The organism is Pseudoalteromonas sp. SG41-1 (genome assembly GCF_014164575.1).
GTDB classification, from domain to species: domain Bacteria; phylum Pseudomonadota; class Gammaproteobacteria; order Enterobacterales; family Alteromonadaceae; genus Pseudoalteromonas; species Pseudoalteromonas rhizosphaerae.
In genome coordinates this window covers 32,175-51,478 of record NZ_JACJFL010000007.1, presented here as the reverse complement: position 1 = coordinate 51,478, position 19,304 = coordinate 32,175, and the positions used below count along the sequence as shown (strand labels likewise).

Sequence of the window (19,304 nt, the reverse complement as noted above, 5' to 3'; positions counted from 1 at the left end):
ACAATTGATAACGAAGCCGGGTTAGCGTTTACTATGACGCTCCCGGTTCTCACTCTTCTTCTCATCACTTTTTTTAATTAACACATAGCTTGCACCACTGCCACCATGATGCCTAAGTGCACTATGAAAGGCTAATACGCAGTCAATTTCTTGTAGCCATTTATTGGTATAACTTTTTAACACCCCAGGGGTCTTTTTGTTTTTGATACCAGTGCCGTGGCGGATCACTACCACACGAATATTACGTTTTTGGCAATCAGTTATAAATTCAAATAAGGCTTGGCGTGCGTTTTTTAGTGTTTGGCCATGTAAGTCAAGTGTCGCATCAAGCTGATACTTAGCTAATCGAAGATTTTTAAATACAGCATCTTGCACTCCCGCATTTTTATAACTCAATAGTGCATTAGGCTCTAATAGCTCGACTAATTCACTACGTAGATAATTTTCATCGATGTTTAAATTTAATTCTGCGGCTTTGCGTTTTTGTTGCTGGGCTAAAGAGGGGCCAGTTAAGTGTTGTGATGGTTCGATCGTATCGTGATCTAGGCGAGCAACGTCTTCCATAGACGTTAAAAATAAATCAGAGTCAGTTAAAGGCATAGTGATACCCAAAGTAGCATAATACGCCGATGATTTTAACTTAGTTCATTTTGCTGCCCAAGTTCTATTCGCGCAAAAAAATACCCTACCGAGCAAAGCCCGGTAGGGTACATAAAATTATCTAGGGAGAGATATTAATTTTGCGGCACATTTAATTGCCCAAAGGTATAAACCTTGAACAAGTAAAACGTGTTTATCAACACTAAACTCATGTTTGAAATAACACTCGACGACATTAAATCCAAGCTAAATGACAAAAACAGTAAAGCACAGGCGCTGATCGCCGCTACACGCAGTATTGTTAATTGATTGATAAAAAACGCCCCTAATCCTAGGGCTAACAGGATAATATTTAAAAGCCAATCTAGCTCGTTTAGCATGGTTGTATCGTTGTTCAAGTGTTGAAAAAAGGAGCGCCATTATGTTGATATTTTGCGCACCTTTCAACCAAGTAATTTTATATTTTCAGATTAGTTTTTTTAATCCAAAATTAATTTTTGTAATGCAGAAAAAAAGCCGGCTTGTTCGGTTACTCGATATTTTTGACAAGTATCTGGTTGCTTATTGTTTTGACATAAATAAAGGCTATTACGCGCTAAATCGGCATTTGGCTGCAAATTTGAGTCAAATAACATGGCGCCATAACCAAACAGTCCCGGCCAATATACACTTTGCGTTACTAATCCTAATTTTTCATAGGTTAATAACTGTGGTTTGGGGATAACTAAAATAGCAAACACAATAACACCCGCTACAATAATGCCTGTGCGGCTTTTTTTTGTTTCAGTTAATTCACTACTAGCAGTTTGTGTTTGTGCTTGCGTGACGTTTGCCTGAGCAGGCGCTTTTCGCTTGTTAGTTGGTGCCGTTGGTTTTTTTCGTTGAGGCGTTTTTCCTAGCAAGGATTGTTTTTTTATATTATTTGACATAAAGCAAATCTGGCCTTTTAAGCAGAGCTCTCTATAATGAGATTATTAAATTAGAAAAGTTATTAAGCATAATAACTTAAACCTAGTTCATAACCTACGGGGATCAACAATGAATACGCAGCTTTCAATTTTAATAGTGGATGATGTGGGAACAGTGCGCAGCTTTCTCCATCAAACATTAATGCACTTAGGTATTGAAAATGTTAGAGAAGCGTCGACAGCTGCGCAATGTATAAGTGCTTGCCAAGCGGCCGATTATAATATTATTTTTTTAGATATTGAGTTGCCAGACGGTGATGGTAAAGAGATTATCGCGCAGATCAATGAAATAAACCCACAAACTAATGTCGTTATGGTATCGGCTCACTCAACGGTTGAGAATGTTAAAGATGCAATCGATAAAGGGGCTAAAGGATTTGTGGTAAAACCATTTACACCGAAGAAAATAGCGGCAATGTTGAAAAAGTTTTATCCAGAATTAGACGTTGTTTAACGCAACAATAGTGTTTAAATAATTTTAAGCGTTAAATGATAGATATAAAAAAACCGGTCAAGACCGGTTTTTTATATTCTAGCAAAAACAAATTATAGCGCTTTGATCTTAGCTGCTATGCGGCTCTTATGACGAGCTGCTTTGTTTTTGTGAATTAGACCTTTAGTTGCATAACGGTCTAAAATAGGTGTAGCAACTGCGAAAGCTTGCTGTGCAGCTTCCTTGTCGCCCGCTTCAATAGCAACAACTACTTTTTTGAAGTATGTACGCATCATTGAACGACGGCTTGCGTTATGCTGACGGTTTTTTTCGCTAGTGATAGCGCGTTTTTTTGCAGACTTGATGTTAGCCAAGGTTTGCTCCTAACAATCTTAAAATAAGCTTAATTTAAAGGCCGTGGAATATGCCTTTTTTAATCGTGAATGTCAATAAAAATTTGACATACCAAGAAAAACTGCTCCTATATAACGAACATCAATTTGCCGCTCTAGCACAGTTAATACCGCTATTGTAACAAAGGCGGTGAGTTCAGCCTAGTGCTTTAGAGCGATTTATAAAAAAGACTGTGGCATAATTGGTTTTATCGTTGGTTTTAAAGCAGGTTTAGTGTGGCAAAAGGATTATTTCGTTCCGGTATGATTGTAAGTGCAATGACAATGATATCGCGTGTTTTAGGATTAGTGCGAGATGCTGTTGTCGCAAATTTACTTGGCGCAGGTGCTGCCGCCGACGTTTTTTTATTCGCTAATCGTATTCCCAACTTTTTGCGCCGCTTATTTGCTGAAGGGGCATTTGCGCAAGCATTTGTGCCAGTTTTGTCGGAAATCAAACAGCAACAAGGAGACGACAAAGTCAGGCTGTTTGTTGCTCAAGCCGCTGGCACACTTGGTACTATTTTACTGGTTGTAACTATTATCGGTGTAATTGCATCGCCAATTATTGCAGCACTATTTGGTACTGGGTGGTTTATTGAGTGGTGGCAAGGTGGCCCAGACGGTGAAAAATTTGTATTAGCCAGTAGCTTACTTAAGCTAACGTTCCCCTATTTATTTTTTGTAAGTCTTGTTGCACTAAGTGGCGCGGTGATGAATGTTTATAATCGTTTTGCTGTTGCGGCCTTTACGCCAGTGCTGTTGAATATTTCGATTATTGCCTGTGCAATCTTATTACACGATAAATTCTCGGTTGGTGCTTATTCGTTAGCTATTGGTGTGTTTGTCGGTGGAGTGGTGCAGTTATTGTTTCAATTGCCGTTTCTGTACCGAGCGAAAATGCTCAGTAAACCACGTTGGGCCTGGCAGGACGAAAATGTAAAAAAAGTCCGTAAGTTAATGTTACCGGCGTTGTTTGGGGTATCTATTAGTCAAATTAATCTACTGCTTGATACCATGATTGCGTCATTGTTAATGACAGGGTCAATTGCTTGGTTATATTATTCTGACCGCCTAATAGAATTTCCACTGGGGTTATTTGGCATTGGTATCGCGACGGTTATTTTACCTGCGCTATCTAAATTACATAGCAGCGAAAAAAGCAGCGATTTTCAGCACACCTTAGACTGGGGAGTACGGTTTGTGATCTTTTTAGGCTTACCTGCGATGATTGGTTTGATGATCATTAGCCCGTTAATCATCTCTGTATTATTTGATCATGGCGCGTTTAGTCAAGGTGATGTCGATCATGTTCAGGCCGTGAGTTTAGGGGTGATGGCTTACTCTGTTGGGCTTGTCAGTTTTATGTTGATCAAAGTTTTAGCGCCGGGATTTTATGCACGTCAAGACACTAAAACTCCGGTGCGTATTGGCATTATTACGCTGGTGTTGAACATGGTCTTTAATATTATGTTAGCACCATTTATAGGTTACTTAGGATTGGCGCTTGCGACTTCAATGTCGGCCAGTTGTAATGCGTACCTGCTTTATCGTCAATTAAGCAAAGAGCAGGTTTATCAGTTTTCGCGTTTTAGTTTATTGTTTACCTGCAAATGTTTGCTCGCCGCCTTATTGATGGGGGCTGTAGTTTGGTACGCTGCGACACAGTTTTTATGGCGTCAGTGGCATTTTAGTGAGCAAGTTGTTTTATTGATAGGTTTACTTGCTCTGGCAGGGGGGGTGTACTTTTTAGTGTTGTTTTTACTCGGGGTAAGACTAAATACCATAAAAAACGTTGTTAGTGCTCAATCAGACTAAAAAAATCAACTGAAACTCGCATCTTGAAGTGGTTTGGGTATAATCGGTGATTCTGTAACCCAAGTGAAATTTTACTCGGTACATAACGCTTACAAAGGCATTAGGTGGCATGGAGTTAATTAGAGGTATCCACAATATTCGCACACAGCATTATGGTTGTGTGTTGACCATTGGTAATTTTGATGGTGTGCACTTAGGTCATGGTGAAGTACTCAATGGATTACTCAATGACGCTAAAAAATATAACTTACCGAGTACGGTAATGTTATTTGAGCCTCAGCCACAAGAGTTTTTTGCCAGAGATAATGCGCCAGCTCGATTAACGCGGTTACGCGACAAGCTAGGTTTGTTAGCAAAGTTAGGCGTTGAACGGGTAATTTGTATTAGTTTTAATCAGCAATTTGCCAATATGCAAGCAGAGCAATTTGTAACAGAGATACTGATCAACAAGTTGGGTGTCAAAGCGCTAACCGTAGGTGATGATTTTCGCTTTGGTAAAAGACGTCAAGGTGACTTTAATTTACTAAAAAAAATGGGCCTCGCGGCTCATATGGATGTAAAAAGCACCGCGAGTTTTCGGCAATTAAATGCTAGAGTAAGCAGCACCTTGATCCGCCAAGCATTAGCTGAAGGTCAGTTAGCGCAAGCCAAAGCGATGCTAGGTCATGATTACGCAATATCAGGGCGAGTGATCCATGGCTGGAAACGCGGTCGTGAATTAGGGTTTAGGACTGCAAATATTGCGTTAAAGCGGCAAGTATGCCCTGTAAATGGGGTGTTTGCGGTACAAGTAACGTTAAACGATAAAACAGTGTATGGGGTTGCAAATATTGGCAACAAACCCACATTTAATGGAACACGCGCATTATTAGAAGTTCATCTGTTCGACTTTGCGCAAGATATTTATGGACAGTTTATGCACGTGGAGTTAATTAAAAAGCTTCGCGATGAGAAAAAATTCGAGACATTAACACAATTGACGGCACAAATAGCAACTGATGTTGCTGCCGCTAAACAGTGTTTTGGTTTAAATTAGGTAGCCGATACGGAAACTAGGATTAATGAGCGACTACAAGCATACTTTGAATTTACCGGAAACGACGTTTCCAATGCGCGGCAATTTGGCACAACGTGAGCCAAAAATGCTTAAGACATGGTATGAAGACGACCTGTACGGTCAAATTCGCAACGCTAAGAAAGGTAAAAAAACCTTTATTTTGCATGACGGCCCTCCGTATGCGAACGGCGATATCCATTTAGGTCATTCAGTAAATAAAATTCTAAAAGATATTATTGTTAAATCAAAAACCTTATCTGATTTTGATGCGCCTTACGTACCTGGTTGGGATTGCCATGGTCTACCGATTGAATTAATGGTAGAGAAAAAAGTGGGTAAGCCAGGCGTGAAAGTCACGGCTGCAGAATTCCGTGAGAAATGTCGTGAATACGCTAAAAAACAAGTTGAAGGCCAAAAAGTTGATTTTAAACGTTTAGGCGTATTTGCTGATTGGGATAAGCCTTACTTAACCATGAATTTTGACTTCGAAGCAAACGCAATTCGTGTGCTTGGACGTATCATCGAAAAAGGCCATTTACACAAAGGCGCAAAGCCTGTGCATTGGTGTACTGATTGTGGTTCTGCTTTGGCCGAGGCTGAGGTTGAATATCAAGATAAGCAATCACCAGCGATTGATGTGCGTTTTGAGTTTGTTGATCAAGCGGCCGTTGTTAGTGCCTTTGATTTAAAAGCCGATCATGAAGGTAAAGGTACAGTCAGTACAGTGATCTGGACAACTACACCATGGACACTGCCAGCTAACCGTGCGGTTGCCGTACATGCTGAACTAGAATATGCCTTAGTGCAAGTTGATGATGAAGGCGCGCAGCAGCGTTTGATTATAGGGTCAGAGCTAGTTAAAGATGCAATGGATCGCTACGGCTTTAAGCACTTTCACGTATTAGGTTATGTAACGGGTTCAGCACTTGAAAATTTACAAGTGGCGCATCCATTTTATGATTTTAATGTACCAGTGATTGTGGCCGATCATGTTACTACTGATTCTGGTACGGGTATCGTGCATACAGCACCTGGCCACGGTCAAGAAGATTTCGTGGCAGGTCTACAATACGGCTTAGAGGTGGCTAACCCGGTTGGTGCAAATGGTGTTTATTTACCTGACACTGAGCTTTTTGCAGGTCAACATGTATTCAAAGCCAATGCGAGTGTAGTTGATGTGCTGACTGAGCGTAATGCGCTTATGCATCACCATGCCTTAACGCACAGTTACCCGCATTGCTGGCGTCATAAAACGCCAATTATTTTCCGTGCAACGCCGCAGTGGTTCATTAGTATGGATCAAGCTAATTTGCGCCAAGATTCATTAAAAGAGATTAAAAACACTCAGTGGTTGCCAGAATGGGGCGAAAGCCGCATAGCAAACATGGTTGAAGGTCGCCCGGATTGGTGTATTTCGCGTCAACGTACCTGGGGTGTTCCAATTGCACTGTTTGTTGATAAAGACACCGGTGCTCTTCATCCTGATACTCAAGCTTTGATTGAAAAAGCAGCCCTGCTGGTTGAAAAATCCGGTATTCAAGCATGGTATGACTTAGAGCCTGCAACTTTACTTGGTGAAGCTGATGCTCAGCAATACATGAAAGTGCAAGATACATTAGATGTATGGTTTGATTCTGGTGTAACGCACGCCTGTGTGGTTGATGCTCGCGAAGATTTAGTTGGTCCAGCTGATTTATACTTAGAAGGCTCAGATCAACACCGCGGTTGGTTTATGTCATCAATGATGACGTCAGTGGCAATTAATGGTCATGCACCATATCGTCAAGTGCTAACTCACGGTTTCACTGTTGATGAAAACGGCCGTAAGATGTCAAAATCGCTAGGTAACGTTATTTCACCACAGAATGTGATGAATAAACTCGGTGCAGATATTTTACGCTTGTGGGTTGCTTCAACTGATTACACTGCAGAAATGACCGTATCAGATGAAATCTTCAACCGTTCTGCGGATCGCTACCGTCGTATTCGTAACACTAGCCGTTACTTACTCGCTAACTTAAGTGGTTTTGATCCTAAAACTGACCAAGTAGCTATTGATGACATGGTTGAACTTGATCGTTGGATTGTTGGCCGTGCGGCGCAATTACAAGATGAAATTTTGGCGGCTTACGAAAGTTACCAAATGCTCCAAGTAACGCAAAAGCTAATGAATTTCTGTACTGGTGAGCTTGGTTCATTCTATTTAGATGTGATCAAAGACCGTCAATACACAGCGAAAAGTGATAGTCATGCCCGTCGTTCATGTCAAACAGCTCTATATCATATTGCCGAAGCTATGACTCGCTGGATGGCGCCAATCATGAGCTTTACCGCACAAGAGATTTGGCAAGCACTGCCAGGTGAACGTGACCAATATGTGTTTACTTCAGTTTGGTATGATGGCTTAAAAGCGGTTGGCGAAGGCCAGTTTAGTAATGACGATTGGTTAACGATTCTTACTGTGCGTGATGAAGTAAACCGTGTGTTAGAAGGTGCACGTAAAGAAGACGTGATCGGTGCGACACTCCAAGCTAATGTGAATATTTTTGCCAATGCAGAGCTTGCAGCTAAATTAGCAGCTTTGGGTGATGAGCTTCGCTTTGTATTCTTAACATCTAACGTTACTGTTACAGCTGTTGATACACAACCAGATGCAACTCAAACAACTGAAATTGAAGGCTTATACATCAGCGTATCAGCTACCGATGCACAAAAGTGCGAACGTTGTTGGCATTACTGTGATGATGTAGGTGCAAATCCTGCGCATCCAGAAATTTGTGGTCGTTGTGTTAGCAACGTAGATGGCGAAGGCGAAACACGCCAATTCGCATAGGAGTAGGAAGTGAGCAAACTAGCCCAAAAAAGTGGTTTAGTGTGGCTTTGGTTAAGTTTGCTACTTTTAGTAGCAGACTTTGCCAGTAAAACACTGGTTGTTAAAACCATGAATTTACGCGAATCAATTGATATATTGCCATTTTTCAATTTAACCTATGTGCATAACTATGGCGCAGCTTTTAGTTTTTTAAGTGAAGCGGGTGGTTGGCAACGTTGGTTTTTAAGCGTTATTGCTATTTCAATCAGCGTATTATTGATCTGGTGGCTAAAACGTTTACCTGCCACTAATAAAATTTTATGCAGTGCTTACTCGTTAGTATTAGCGGGCGCAATTGGCAATTTATATGACCGTATCAGCCATGGTTATGTGATTGACTTTTTACACTTTTATTATGAAAGCTGGAATTTTCCTGCGTTCAATATTGCCGACAGTGCGATTTGTATTGGTGCCGCATTATTATTATTTGATGCCTTTACTGGCGAAAGTCCTAAGGAGCAAAAAGCATGAGCCAAGCAGTTATAGGTGAAAAATCAGAGGTTATTTTTCATTTCTCAATTAAGCTATCGGATGGTTCTGCGGCAGATTCAACCAAAGTGCATAATAAGCCTGCAAAATTAACGATGGGTGATGGTAGTCTAACGGCTAACTTTGAAAAATGCTTATTTGGTTTAGCGTCTGGTGACAGCAAGTCATTTGAACTTGAGCCAGAAGATGCTTTTGGTCAACCAAACCCAGATAATATTTACTATGTAGACCGTAGTAAGTTTGGCCCAGAAACGCCGGCAAAAATTGGCTCTATTATTGCGTTTACTCAACCTGATGGTACCGAATTACCAGGAGTTGTTCGTGAAGTGCAGGGTGAGTCTGTGACCATCGATTTTAATCATCCGCTTGCAGGTCAACGTTTAACTTTTGAAGTTGATATTTTAGAGGTGAACGGGTAATGGAAATTTTATTGGCAAATCCGCGCGGTTTTTGTGCGGGAGTCGACCGTGCGATTAGTATCGTTGAACGTGCGTTAGATGTCTTTGAAAAACCGATCTATGTGCGCCATGAAGTTGTCCATAACCGCTACGTGGTAGATGGTTTGAAAAGACGTGGTGCGGTGTTTGTTGAAGAATTGGATCAAGTGCCAGACGACAGCATTGTTATTTTTAGTGCCCATGGCGTGTCACAAGCTGTACGCAGTGAAGCTAAGCGTCGAGATTTAAAAGTATTTGATGCAACATGTCCATTGGTCACTAAAGTGCATATGGAAGTGACCCGCGCTAGTCGTAAAGGTATCGAGTGTATTTTAATTGGTCATCATGGTCACCCTGAAGTTGAAGGCACCATGGGGCAATACGATAACGCTAAAGGTGGTATTTATTTAGTTGAAACGCCTGAAGATGTTGCCAAACTAAACGTGAAAAATCCAAATAACTTATTTTATTGTAGCCAAACTACATTATCGGTAGATGATACCGCAGATGTTATAGATGGCTTAAGAAGTAAGTTTCCAGCGATTGATGGCCCACGTAAAGACGATATTTGTTACGCCACACAAAATCGCCAAGATGCGGTACGTGACTTAGCTGATAAAGTAGATGTGTTATTAGTTGTTGGTGCTAAAAATAGCTCAAATTCAAATCGGTTACGTGAACTTGCTGATAAAATGGGTACTGTTGCTTACTTAATTGATGACGCCAGTAATGTTGAAGATCAATGGTTTGCTAATGTCAATGCGGTTGGTGTTACCGCGGGTGCATCAGCCCCTGAAGTGCTTGTACAACAAGTGATTAACCGCCTTAAAGAATTAGGCGGTAAACAGGTTATTGAAAACCCTGGCGAAGTAGAGAATATCGTATTTGCTGTACCCGTTGAGCTACGCTAACCTTAGCGTACTGACAGGACATTATTAAGGAGCGCGCAATGAGCAAGTCGGTGCAAACCAATACTTTGCTTTTTGCGGCGCTGTTTAAAGAACGCGGCGTACTTGCTACTTTAGTCGTTGCGCAAGTTATCGCCACTATACTAGCTTTCGCTCCTGCAACTGCGGATGACATTTGGATCCGCCTCGGCGGGATCAGCCTGTTTTTACATCTCACATTTTTGTCTAGTCTAACTTGGCTTTACTTACTGCGTAAACCACTTGCAAACTTGGGTCAGCCTTGGCAATTAAGTGCTTTAATGGCTTCATTACTACTTACAACGGCGGTTTTCAGCGGATTGTTAGTGACCTATGGAGGCGACTTTATTGCACAACAACATACTTATCAGTTTATTTTAAGAAACTTATTAGTCGCTTTTTTAGTCACCGCATTATTTATTCAATTTTTAACTATTCATTTTGAAAAAGACCAGCAAACTAATGCGTTGGCTCGCGCAGAGCTAGATGCCTTACAGGCACGTATTCGTCCGCATTTTTTATACAACAGCCTCAATACCGCAGCGGAGCTTACTCATTATGATCCTCAAGCTGCAGAGCAAGCGATTTTAGCGCTCGCGGCATTATCTCAAGCGGCAATGCGAGTGGGGAAAGAGACTGCACTAAGTGATGAAATCGCACTGACTCAGCAATATATTGCGCTTGAAAGTTGGCGGTTTGCTGATCGTTTACAAGTCAACTGGCAATTACCGGAGCAATTGCCAGAGATAACTATTCCGTGCTTAACATTACAACCACTGCTAGAGAATGCTGTTTGTCACGGTGTTGAGCCTTCATTGACTGGCGCTATAATTTACGTCGAGTTACATATTAGTAAACGCTCGTTAGTCATTTTAGTTGAAAATCCAATCTCGTCGCAGCAGCAGAAACGCTCAGGTAATGGCATGGCGCTGAATAATATTCGCCAGCGGTTAGATCTTTATTATCAAGGTCATGCAAAGCTGACAATGACAACACGAGGTGATATTTTTCGGGTAAAGTTAGTACTGCCTTTGGCTATTAATAATGCCAAGGAGCAAGCATGAAGGTACTCATAGTTGATGATGAGCCACTAGCACGTGCTCGCTTACAGCGATTACTTGCTCATTACCCAGACTATAACCATGCAGCACAAGCAAGTAATGGCAACGAGGCTTTGCAACAAGTGAAGCTGCAGGCTCCTGATATTGTATTTCTGGATGTTGATATGCCTGCTATGAGCGGTTTAGAAGTTGCAACACAATTGAACAAGTTGTCTGTCCCTCCGGCTATTATTTTCGTCACCGCTCATCCTGAGCATGCCTTAGAAGCTTTGCAACTCAGTGCCGCGGGTTATTTAGTAAAACCTGTGACGGAGCAAAATCTAGCAAAAACAATAGATCAACTAGGTCGTTTAACACGCGCCCATCTACAAAAGCAACGTCCAGCGGCAATCAGTTATCAGCTTGCGGGGGTGACACGCAGTGTGGCATTAGAGGATGTTTGTTATATTATAGCTGAAGAGAAATACACGCGTTTAGTTTTTACTAACGGTGAGGCATTGCTTGATCAAAGCTTAAAACAACTCGAGCAGGATTATCCTACACAGTTATTACGAATTCACCGCAAGATAGTGATTAATCTGTCCCGGCTAATCGCTCTAAAAAAAGCTGAAGATGGCAGTCATGTGGTTTTATTAGAAGGTTGCAGTTGTTTATTACCAGTAAGTAGACGCGCTTATAAAACAGTAAAAGAGCATCTTTAAGCACATTAAATTTTGCAGCAAAAATGCATAGTTAACCATTCATCAACAAATATAACCGTTCATCCTAACCCATCTTGTATCTACATATTATTAGCATATCCTTATAATCAGGTAGTTTTATATTGGGTGTAATATGAGGTCCATCAAGCATACATCGCAACATGGTTTTACGTTAATAGAGGTTTTAATTGCGTTTGTGATTTTAAGCTTTGGCCTACTCGGTGCGGTCGCATTACAAGCAAAAGCAAAACAAGCCAGCTTCGACTCTATGCAACGAGCAGCAGCAGTTGCTTTAGGTAATGACATTATTCAACGGATACGAGCAAATGACCGAGTTGCGTCAATCACTCAGTATAATGGCACATTCACCAGTAACACAGCACTAGAACAGTCTCGAACATGTTACACCAATACATGTAGCTCAGCTCAAATAGCTGCTCTAGATCGTCAACAATGGATCCGTGCAATACAAGCCCGTGAAAATACTGGCGCGCTCGATGACGCCACTGTGTGTATAGAAAATACTGTAGCGGCAGGTAATGGTGGCAGAGGGTTTAATATTCAAGTCGTGGTAAGTTGGCGGGGACGTCAAGAGATCACTGCTAATGCTGAGACAAAAAAAATAACATGTGGCGAAGAAAGTAATACCCGCCGCGTTATGGTACTAAAAAGCTATGTTTATTCAAGGAGCTAGCATGAAGCAGCGAGGTTTCACTTTAGTCGAAATGATGATCGCACTTTTTATTGGTGGTTTAGTGCTCGGCGGAGTTATGTTTACTTACATAAGTATGAAAGTAACGACCAGAGATACTATGGTAATTGGTGAATTACAAGAAACGGGTCGTTTAGCATTAAATATTATGCAGCGCGATATAGAGCAAATCGGTTTTTGGGGGACATTCTACGAAGATTCATTTTCGAAAGAAAATACCACAACTCTAACCAACCCTACTGGTGATTGTTTTTCTGGACTTAATAACGGTAGTTTCCCCGTTAATAATGCAAATAGTAATTTTCGTTCGGTATTTGCACTTGAATCAACTGGAGGCGCGCAGTTGAACTGTATTACAGATTCAAACGATACAACAGATATCTTACAGGTGAAATTTCTAGAGGGTCTGCAAATTGATCCTGCTGATACCAGTTCAAGTAATTATTACTTTATAGCTGAGCAAGAGCGAGCTGAATTTCGCAAAGGCCCAATAGCTGCTGGGACTATAAACGGCAATGCAACGATTTGGCGTTATCGTCACCACGTTTATTACATTGATGAACAAACTTATCAAGTCAATGGACAAAATATCAATGTGCCGGTACTAATGCGACGCCGACTTAGCGCCAGAAAAGACCAAATGATTACTGAGACTATTATGGAAGGTGTTGAAAACATGCGTTTTTTATTTGGGCTAGATACAAATAATGACGGCCGTGTGGATGCTTATCGAAGCGTAGGAATGATGACAGCAACAGATTGGGAAAACCGCCGAGGAATATTAACCGTACAAGTTTTTATACTGGTGCGGTCATTACAAGAATATGCAGATTTAAATCAGCTCAATCAAACGTATACTTTAGGTGAGGATGCAGGTCAACGAGTGCTTAGGTTTAATGACAGGTTTCGTCGAGCTTTATTTACAACAACTATTCGCTTAAATAATGTGGGGGCTAACTTATGGCGTATTTAAAACCAGCTGCCAAACAGCAAGGAATTGTGTTGGTCGTTGCTTTGATTATGGTGGTCGCTGTCACTGGCATTGCGGTGACACTTATGAGCAGTAGTAGTGTAGATATAAAAATTACTAATGCTGCATTTGAGCGAGAAGAAGCTGAAAATTTATTAATGGGTAACGTACAACAATTGATTGCAGGTGAGGCTAACAAGGGCGGCACAAGTCATTTTCTATATACTCGAGCTCAAATACCAAATGGCACGCTTGAACTGCCTCAGATAGATGATACAACAAGTACGATGAGTAATTTAAATAATGGTGCACTAGACTTACCATGTCCTCGAAAGTTTAATTTTACAGCGGGCATTTCGTGCAATATGGTGCAGGTAAACAGTACCATTACGTTTGGCTCAAAAAGCAGACATACTATAACAGTAACATCAGGCATTGCTCAGGAAATGGCAAGCTTAAATACTGGCGGTTAAGTGAGTAAATATGATCAAGTTTAAAAAGTTAGTTATGAATATTTCACTTAGTATCGCGGTACTTTTAAGTATGCAATGCTATGCGGAAGATATTGAATTATATGTAAACCATAATGTAGAAATAGACGAAAGAGCGCGAGTTTTATTGATTTTTGATACCTCTGGCAGTATGGCGTTTTCATCCAAAACAGGTAAAGATTGTGGTCAATATAATAATGGTGGCTGGAAGGTATGTAATGACAGTCGACTTGGAGTGGCTAAAGATGCTATGACTGAGTTGATCACCGGTAACCCTGACATCGATTTTGGGCTTATGCGCTATAACAGTACTGATGGCGGTTATATATTGAATGGTATTGGTAGCTCACACAATGCTATAAAAGCATCAATAGATAACCTACCCGCCGATGGTGGTACTCCATTAGCTGAAACTCTTTGGGAAGCATATTTGTATATTACAGGGAAAGGTTTGCACTATGCGCTAAATCTCAGTGAGAGCAGTAGGGATACAAATGTTGAGAGTAAAGTCTATGCGGGAAGAGAGCAAGTTCGTAAATGTAACAACTGGGGGTGGAATTGTAGGTATGAATGGCAAGATAAATATAGTTATTCGTATATTTCACCTTTTGCAGATAGTGTAGAGGAAGCTAAGCGCTGTGATAACTCAGTAAATATAATTTATATGACGGACGGTGATCCATCTGCTGGAAGTGATAATAATAGTGACGGTGCGATAAGTGAAGCATATAAGTCATATTTCGGTCGTTATTTAAATAATAATGATTACATCTACAGTAACTACTTACATCAGTTAGCTAAAGTAATTCATGGTGTAGACGCGAATAAAAAGGCTAACATCGAAGAGGTCGTTGTTGATTTGTATCCTCAAACTCCCGATATTCACGAAACCGGCCGTGTATATACCGTGGGCTTTGGATCGGGGATGAGTAGCTCTGGTAAAAAACTACTAGAGGAAACCGCTACACTCGGTGGTGGTCAATACGAATATGCAGATACTGCAGAGCAATTAGCTGATGCATTTAAAAAATTCATCACCAATATCCGTGAAGTAAACGATACTTTTACTTCACCTTCCATAGCTAGTAATAATGTTGATCAAACTCGTAGTCGAGAATCTATATATTACGCTATGTTTTACCCTGAAACCGGCGCTCGCTGGCGTGGTAATTTGAAAAAATTAAAAGTGTCAGGAACTGAAATAGTTGATGCCAATTCGACCCCTGCACTGAACGACGATGGGTTGATTAAGTCAACCGCATCGACATTTTGGTTACCCGAGAACACTCCACCTGATGGTAATTCGGTAGAAAGTGGTGGTGTCAATTTACACCTTACCAATTTAGCAGAGCGAACTGTTTATACAGATTCCCCTAAAGGAGGATTGATTGAGTTTCAAAGCTCAACGTTGCAAACCGCATTCGGTAGTCTTGCTAAGGTTGCTACTAGCTTTGGCACAGATATCAATAGTGTTGGTTCAACTATTGAATGGGCTAGAGGGGTAGATGTTGATGATGAAGATAAAGATAGCTCTCGGCGTGATCAACGAAAAGATATATTTGGTGATCCATTACACTCAAAGCCAGTTACGATTGATTATGGTAGTGGTGACATTCGCATATTGATTGGTACTAATGCTGGTTTTCTGCATATGTTCCAAGATAAAGGTAAGGATGTTAGCGAAACATGGTCATTTATTCCAAGTAGTTTATATAAAATTTTAACTCCATTACGTAATAATCTAGCAGACACCAAAGTGTACGGTGTTGACGGCCCAATTACTGTATTTTTTGATGATGCTGATCGTGATGGTGTTGTTGAAGCTGGTGATCGCGTGTGGGCATTCTTCGGTATGCGACGTGGTGGTAACCAATATTATGCATTAGATATTACTAATCCAGATGTACCAAAATTAATGTGGACAATTCAAGGTGGCAGTGGAGTTTATAAAGAGTTAGCACAAACTTGGTCTGCTCCAACTGTGTCATATATTAAGGGAAAGAAAGAGCCAGTGTTAATTTTTGGTGCTGGTTTTGATACTAATAAAGACAATGTATCACTCAGTAATGATACGAAAGGGCGCGGTATATATATCGTCAATGCATCAGACGGTAGCTTGGTTTGGGAATTAACGCCTAAAACAGGCTTTAAAGGAAAACATAGTATTGCAGCAACAGTTTCGATACTTGATTCAGATTATGACGGTTTTATAGATCGCTTATATGCAACAGATACTGCGGGTAGTATTTGGCGTGTAGATATGCCAAGTGCAAACCCGACCGACAGTAAAAACCCTTGGACCCATTTCGAACTTGCTAAATTGGGGGGAGCAATTTCTAGTCAAGATAGGCGCTTTTTTTATAAGGCGACCGTAGCACGTACAATGTTTAGCAAGGTAACCAGTACCACAAGCAATAATCAAACAAGTATAATCCGCGAGGATACCCCATTTGACGCAATATTAATTGGTAGTGGTAATAGACCAAAGCCAACACTAACAACGGTACAAGATCAATTGTATATGATCCGTGATATTAATACTGTGACCATGTCATTTATAGGAGATGACATTCCTGAGACTATTACGCCTAGTGATTTAATGAATGTAAATAGTGATCCTTTTGCAAATGCGCTAGATGATATTGAGCAGTTTACAGAAGAGGAAGTGAAGCTTAGTAAAAAAAGCGGTTGGTATTATGATCTTCCTCGCAGTGGTGAAAAGTCGCTCGCAGCTGCAACTGTAGTTGGAGGAGTTGCTTATTTTACAAGTTTCACACCAGCTTCAGCAGATGCCACGATTAACCAATGTTCTTTAAGTGGAGGAAGTGGCGGTTTATATGCATTTCACTTGCACTACGGAAGCAAGGTATATAACCAATTGCGTTATGTCACGAGCAATGATGTACCAGATACACCGCAACTTTATTTTGGCACCTCAGAAGTTTGCGACAGTGATGGTAAAGCATGTAATGAACAAAGCCAGTTTTTATTACTAGGACCAGGAGTAAAGCAAACTAAAGCGACTGAAGATGAATTTAGTGCGAAAAACCCATTTATACCAAAAGAGATCCTAGGGCCAGGCATTACGTTTGATGAAGATGGCAAAATTAAGCTTGTGAGTGATGCGGTGCCCATTGGCTTTGGTTTTAAAACTCAACAAACCTTTATCTATAAGCGAGAGAATAATGACAACCAAAAATAACATGCAGCGAGGGTTTACATTAATTGAGCTCATGATCACTGTAGCAATATTAGGCATTATTGCCTCAATTGCTCTACCAAGCTATTTTGAACATGTTAAACGGACTGCTCGCACAGAAGCAATCACGTCATTACTTGATGCGGCTAATCGGCAAGAGCAGTTCTTTGTTGATAATCGAGAATATACAAATGATTTAGCAAATATTGGTGTAACGACACCAACTGAGCATGGTTTTTATACTATTGAGGTTGAAGTCGATAACGATGCAGGGACATTTAGCTTTACAGCAACTCCAGTTGCTGGTCCTCCATTAAAAGATGATGACTGTAAGACCTTTGTTATTGATGATGCAGGACTAAAAACCGCAACACCGAAAGCGAATTCTGCAATGTGCTGGGGTAAATAGTTTGTAATGGCTTTATTTTTGGTTACTCTTGGCATTTTGAGGTATTTTTAATCTTCGTTCTGCCAGTATAGCTTATAGATATAGCAAGCCCTTTGTGGCTTGCTTGTTTATACTTAGGACAATATATAAATGTACCGTTATGAAAGCCCATGGGTGTGCCGTTATATCGAAAAGTAATAAATGGCCTAGGGTAGGTGAGCATATCTTCAGAGTGTGTTGGTTCAATGTAAAATAGAACCTTATCTTTACCATCAAATTTACCTACCTTGTTAGTATCAGTAAACACAGTAAGTTCTTTGTGCCAATTATCGCTATGGCATTGATTATTTTTAAGGGCGCAAAATGTTACGTTTGCGCCATAAGATACTGCGCTTAAACGGGATAAGCCAATAGCTCGATTTACTTTTGCGATATGGTTGTCAAGGCGGATATTTATGAGTAATGGCTGATAATTAAATAAAACTAAGTGGCACATTATTGACATAATGCTTAACACTACCATAGTTTCAATCAACGTGGTTCCTAGTCGCTTTGCTCCGTTGTTTATATCCTTCATCCTTGAAGTTCTCAATTATGACAAGTAGATTAAGCTTAGTTGACCCTAAATCAGATGCAAATATAGAGCGAAATTTAATCACAGGTGCCGCTCGTATCTCCGTTATAAAATGCCGTACCAGATTGGCTGATTGTCAGTGCTTTATTGTTTTTGTTATCTTTATTTGGACAGTAGATGAATGTGCCTGGGTTAGAGGTAATACGACCACTTGCATCAAATATCAATGAATTATCACCTGAAAATGTTAATTGATTATTGTCAGGGACTTCTTCCATAACTCTGAGAATTCGGTCTCCTCTGCGTGGGTTATGATCGCCATTACTATTACTATCATAAAAGACGATTATAGAGCCGTCATTCCAACTATCTAAGCAGGTCACTTTTTTGTCATTTTCTATGCTGGTTGTATTACCACTGCACACAACGATCAATGAATCGGTACTTGTGGCTTTTGCGCGAGCAAAGTTGATGTTACGTTTTAACTCCAGCAAATAATTTTCAGCTCGGTTATTTTCAAGCATGTCGCTACTATTCCAAAAAGCGATTGAGGCTAAAATTCCGACTATCGCAAGGGTGACCATCACCTCAAGTAATGTAAAGCCATGTTGTTGTTTGTTCATGTTCACCTCTGGTACTGGAGTGCGCTGAGTAAATCAGCGCACTTTGAAGAACTTATTTTAAACATAATTGTTCCAATTGATATAATCATACCATTGCTGACGATTAAATCACCGTAATTCAATTGCTTTGTTTGCTATGAAGTGCAGGATTGTCTAAAATCGATTCAATTGGCAATATAAGAGTAGCGACTAATAATGAAGAAAATTGAAGCAATAATTAAACCATTTAAACTTGATGATGTTCGTGAAGCGTTGTCTGATGTCGGTATTACTGGCATGACCGTCAGTGAAGTGAAAGGTTTTGGCCGTCAAAAAGGACATACTGAGCTTTATCGTGGCGCTGAATACATGGTTGATTTTTTACCAAAAGTAAAGCTTGATATTGTCCTTGGTGATGACGATGTTGACCGTGCTATTGAAGTGATCGTTAAAACAGCACAAACAGGTAAAATTGGCGATGGTAAGATTTTCGTCACTGACGTTGAGCGTGTAGTACGTATTCGTACTGCTGAAGAAGATGAAGACGCGATCTAATTTATTATCTGAGATTAAAAGTCAGACATAAAAAAGGCGCTACTTATAAACAATCAGTA

21 protein-coding genes are annotated in these 19,304 nt (G+C 40.5%); 15 read left to right on the top strand and 6 right to left on the bottom strand.

Translation table 11 applies throughout. The features are described from left to right. Positions 1-21: 21 nt before the first annotated feature. From smrA to H5203_RS06815, 3 genes are all read right to left on the bottom strand, one after another. Positions 22-600: a DNA endonuclease SmrA gene (gene smrA, locus H5203_RS06825; RefSeq protein WP_145237288.1), complete on the bottom strand. Its 579-nt coding sequence runs from the start codon at positions 598-600 to the stop codon at positions 22-24. A 134-nt stretch (positions 601-734) separates the two neighbouring features. Then, a complete protein-coding gene (locus H5203_RS06820) occupies positions 735-980 on the bottom strand; it encodes a hypothetical protein (RefSeq protein ID WP_145237284.1) in 246 nt (81 codons plus the stop codon). A 99-nt stretch (positions 981-1,079) separates the two neighbouring features. Then, positions 1,080-1,529, bottom strand: a complete 450-nt coding sequence (locus H5203_RS06815) for a hypothetical protein (protein WP_145237281.1) — start codon at positions 1,527-1,529, stop codon at positions 1,080-1,082. A 109-nt stretch (positions 1,530-1,638) separates the two neighbouring features. Between H5203_RS06815 and H5203_RS06810 the strand changes: the two genes are divergently transcribed. Continuing rightward, positions 1,639-2,022: a response regulator gene (locus tag H5203_RS06810; protein ID WP_145237278.1), complete on the top strand. Its 384-nt coding sequence runs from the start codon at positions 1,639-1,641 to the stop codon at positions 2,020-2,022. A 92-nt stretch (positions 2,023-2,114) separates the two neighbouring features. On the opposite strand, the gene rpsT is transcribed toward H5203_RS06810, so the two are convergent. Continuing rightward, complete coding sequence (gene rpsT, locus H5203_RS06805; RefSeq protein WP_145237275.1) at positions 2,115-2,375, bottom strand: 30S ribosomal protein S20; 261 nt, start codon at positions 2,373-2,375, stop codon at positions 2,115-2,117. Positions 2,376-2,672: 297 nt separating this feature from the next. Here rpsT and murJ point away from each other — a divergent pair, with 297 nt between their 5' ends. The 13 genes from murJ to H5203_RS06740 all read left to right on the top strand — a co-directional run bounded on the left by murJ (position 2,673) and on the right by H5203_RS06740 (position 17,535). Further along, positions 2,673-4,211 (top strand): murein biosynthesis integral membrane protein MurJ, encoded by a 1,539-nt coding sequence (gene murJ, locus H5203_RS06800; protein WP_392352530.1) that lies wholly within the window; start codon positions 2,673-2,675, stop codon positions 4,209-4,211. A 109-nt stretch (positions 4,212-4,320) separates the two neighbouring features. Continuing rightward, entirely contained in the window at positions 4,321-5,247 is a 927-nt protein-coding gene (gene ribF / locus H5203_RS06795) for a bifunctional riboflavin kinase/FAD synthetase (protein WP_145237272.1), read from the top strand. 25 nt (positions 5,248-5,272) lie between these two features. Further along, positions 5,273-8,101: an isoleucine--tRNA ligase gene (ileS, locus tag H5203_RS06790; protein WP_145237269.1), complete on the top strand. Its 2,829-nt coding sequence runs from the start codon at positions 5,273-5,275 to the stop codon at positions 8,099-8,101. Between the two features lie 9 nt (positions 8,102-8,110). Then, positions 8,111-8,611 carry a signal peptidase II gene (gene lspA, locus H5203_RS06785; RefSeq protein ID WP_145237265.1) on the top strand — a complete coding sequence of 167 codons (501 nt, stop codon included), beginning with the start codon at positions 8,111-8,113 and terminating at the stop codon, positions 8,609-8,611. Then, on the top strand, positions 8,608-9,048 hold the full coding sequence (gene fkpB / locus H5203_RS06780) for an FKBP-type peptidyl-prolyl cis-trans isomerase (RefSeq protein WP_145237262.1): 441 nt from the start codon (positions 8,608-8,610) through the stop codon (positions 9,046-9,048). Before lspA ends, fkpB begins: the two co-directional genes overlap by 4 nt. Further along, positions 9,048-9,977, top strand: a complete 930-nt coding sequence (gene ispH / locus H5203_RS06775) for a 4-hydroxy-3-methylbut-2-enyl diphosphate reductase (RefSeq protein ID WP_145237259.1) — start codon at positions 9,048-9,050, stop codon at positions 9,975-9,977. Before fkpB ends, ispH begins: the two co-directional genes overlap by 1 nt. A gap of 38 nt (positions 9,978-10,015) precedes the next feature. Continuing rightward, positions 10,016-11,056 (top strand): sensor histidine kinase, encoded by a 1,041-nt coding sequence (locus H5203_RS06770; RefSeq protein ID WP_145237256.1) that lies wholly within the window; start codon positions 10,016-10,018, stop codon positions 11,054-11,056. Continuing rightward, positions 11,053-11,754 carry a LytTR family DNA-binding domain-containing protein gene (locus H5203_RS06765; protein WP_145237253.1) on the top strand — a complete coding sequence of 234 codons (702 nt, stop codon included), beginning with the start codon at positions 11,053-11,055 and terminating at the stop codon, positions 11,752-11,754. The genes H5203_RS06770 and H5203_RS06765 overlap by 4 nt, the downstream gene beginning before the upstream one ends. Before the next feature lie 133 nt (positions 11,755-11,887). Then, positions 11,888-12,448 (top strand): type IV pilus modification protein PilV, encoded by a 561-nt coding sequence (gene pilV, locus H5203_RS06760; RefSeq protein WP_182819523.1) that lies wholly within the window; start codon positions 11,888-11,890, stop codon positions 12,446-12,448. Between the two features lies 1 nt (position 12,449). Then, entirely contained in the window at positions 12,450-13,439 is a 990-nt protein-coding gene (locus tag H5203_RS06755; RefSeq protein ID WP_145237247.1) for a PilW family protein, read from the top strand. Then, positions 13,427-13,909, top strand: a complete 483-nt coding sequence (locus tag H5203_RS06750) for a pilus assembly protein PilX (protein WP_145237244.1) — start codon at positions 13,427-13,429, stop codon at positions 13,907-13,909. The genes H5203_RS06755 and H5203_RS06750 overlap by 13 nt, the downstream gene beginning before the upstream one ends. A 10-nt stretch (positions 13,910-13,919) precedes the next feature. Then, positions 13,920-17,129 (top strand): pilus assembly protein, encoded by a 3,210-nt coding sequence (locus H5203_RS06745; RefSeq protein ID WP_145237241.1) that lies wholly within the window; start codon positions 13,920-13,922, stop codon positions 17,127-17,129. Continuing rightward, positions 17,113-17,535, top strand: a complete 423-nt coding sequence (locus H5203_RS06740; RefSeq protein ID WP_145237238.1) for a type IV pilin protein — start codon at positions 17,113-17,115, stop codon at positions 17,533-17,535. Before H5203_RS06745 ends, H5203_RS06740 begins: the two co-directional genes overlap by 17 nt. A 22-nt stretch (positions 17,536-17,557) precedes the next feature. Here the strand turns inward: H5203_RS06740 and H5203_RS06735 are convergent, their stop codons facing one another. Both H5203_RS06735 and H5203_RS06730 read right to left on the bottom strand, forming a co-directional pair. Next, positions 17,558-18,019, bottom strand: a complete 462-nt coding sequence (locus tag H5203_RS06735; RefSeq protein WP_182734403.1) for a GspH/FimT family protein — start codon at positions 18,017-18,019, stop codon at positions 17,558-17,560. A gap of 146 nt (positions 18,020-18,165) precedes the next feature. Then, complete coding sequence (locus tag H5203_RS06730; RefSeq protein ID WP_145237230.1) at positions 18,166-18,711, bottom strand: GspH/FimT family pseudopilin; 546 nt, start codon at positions 18,709-18,711, stop codon at positions 18,166-18,168. Between the two features lie 195 nt (positions 18,712-18,906). On the opposite strand from H5203_RS06730, the gene glnB reads away from it, so the two are divergent. After that, complete coding sequence (gene glnB / locus H5203_RS06725; RefSeq protein WP_145237227.1) at positions 18,907-19,245, top strand: nitrogen regulatory protein P-II; 339 nt, start codon at positions 18,907-18,909, stop codon at positions 19,243-19,245. The last annotated feature ends 59 nt before the right edge of the window (positions 19,246-19,304 follow it).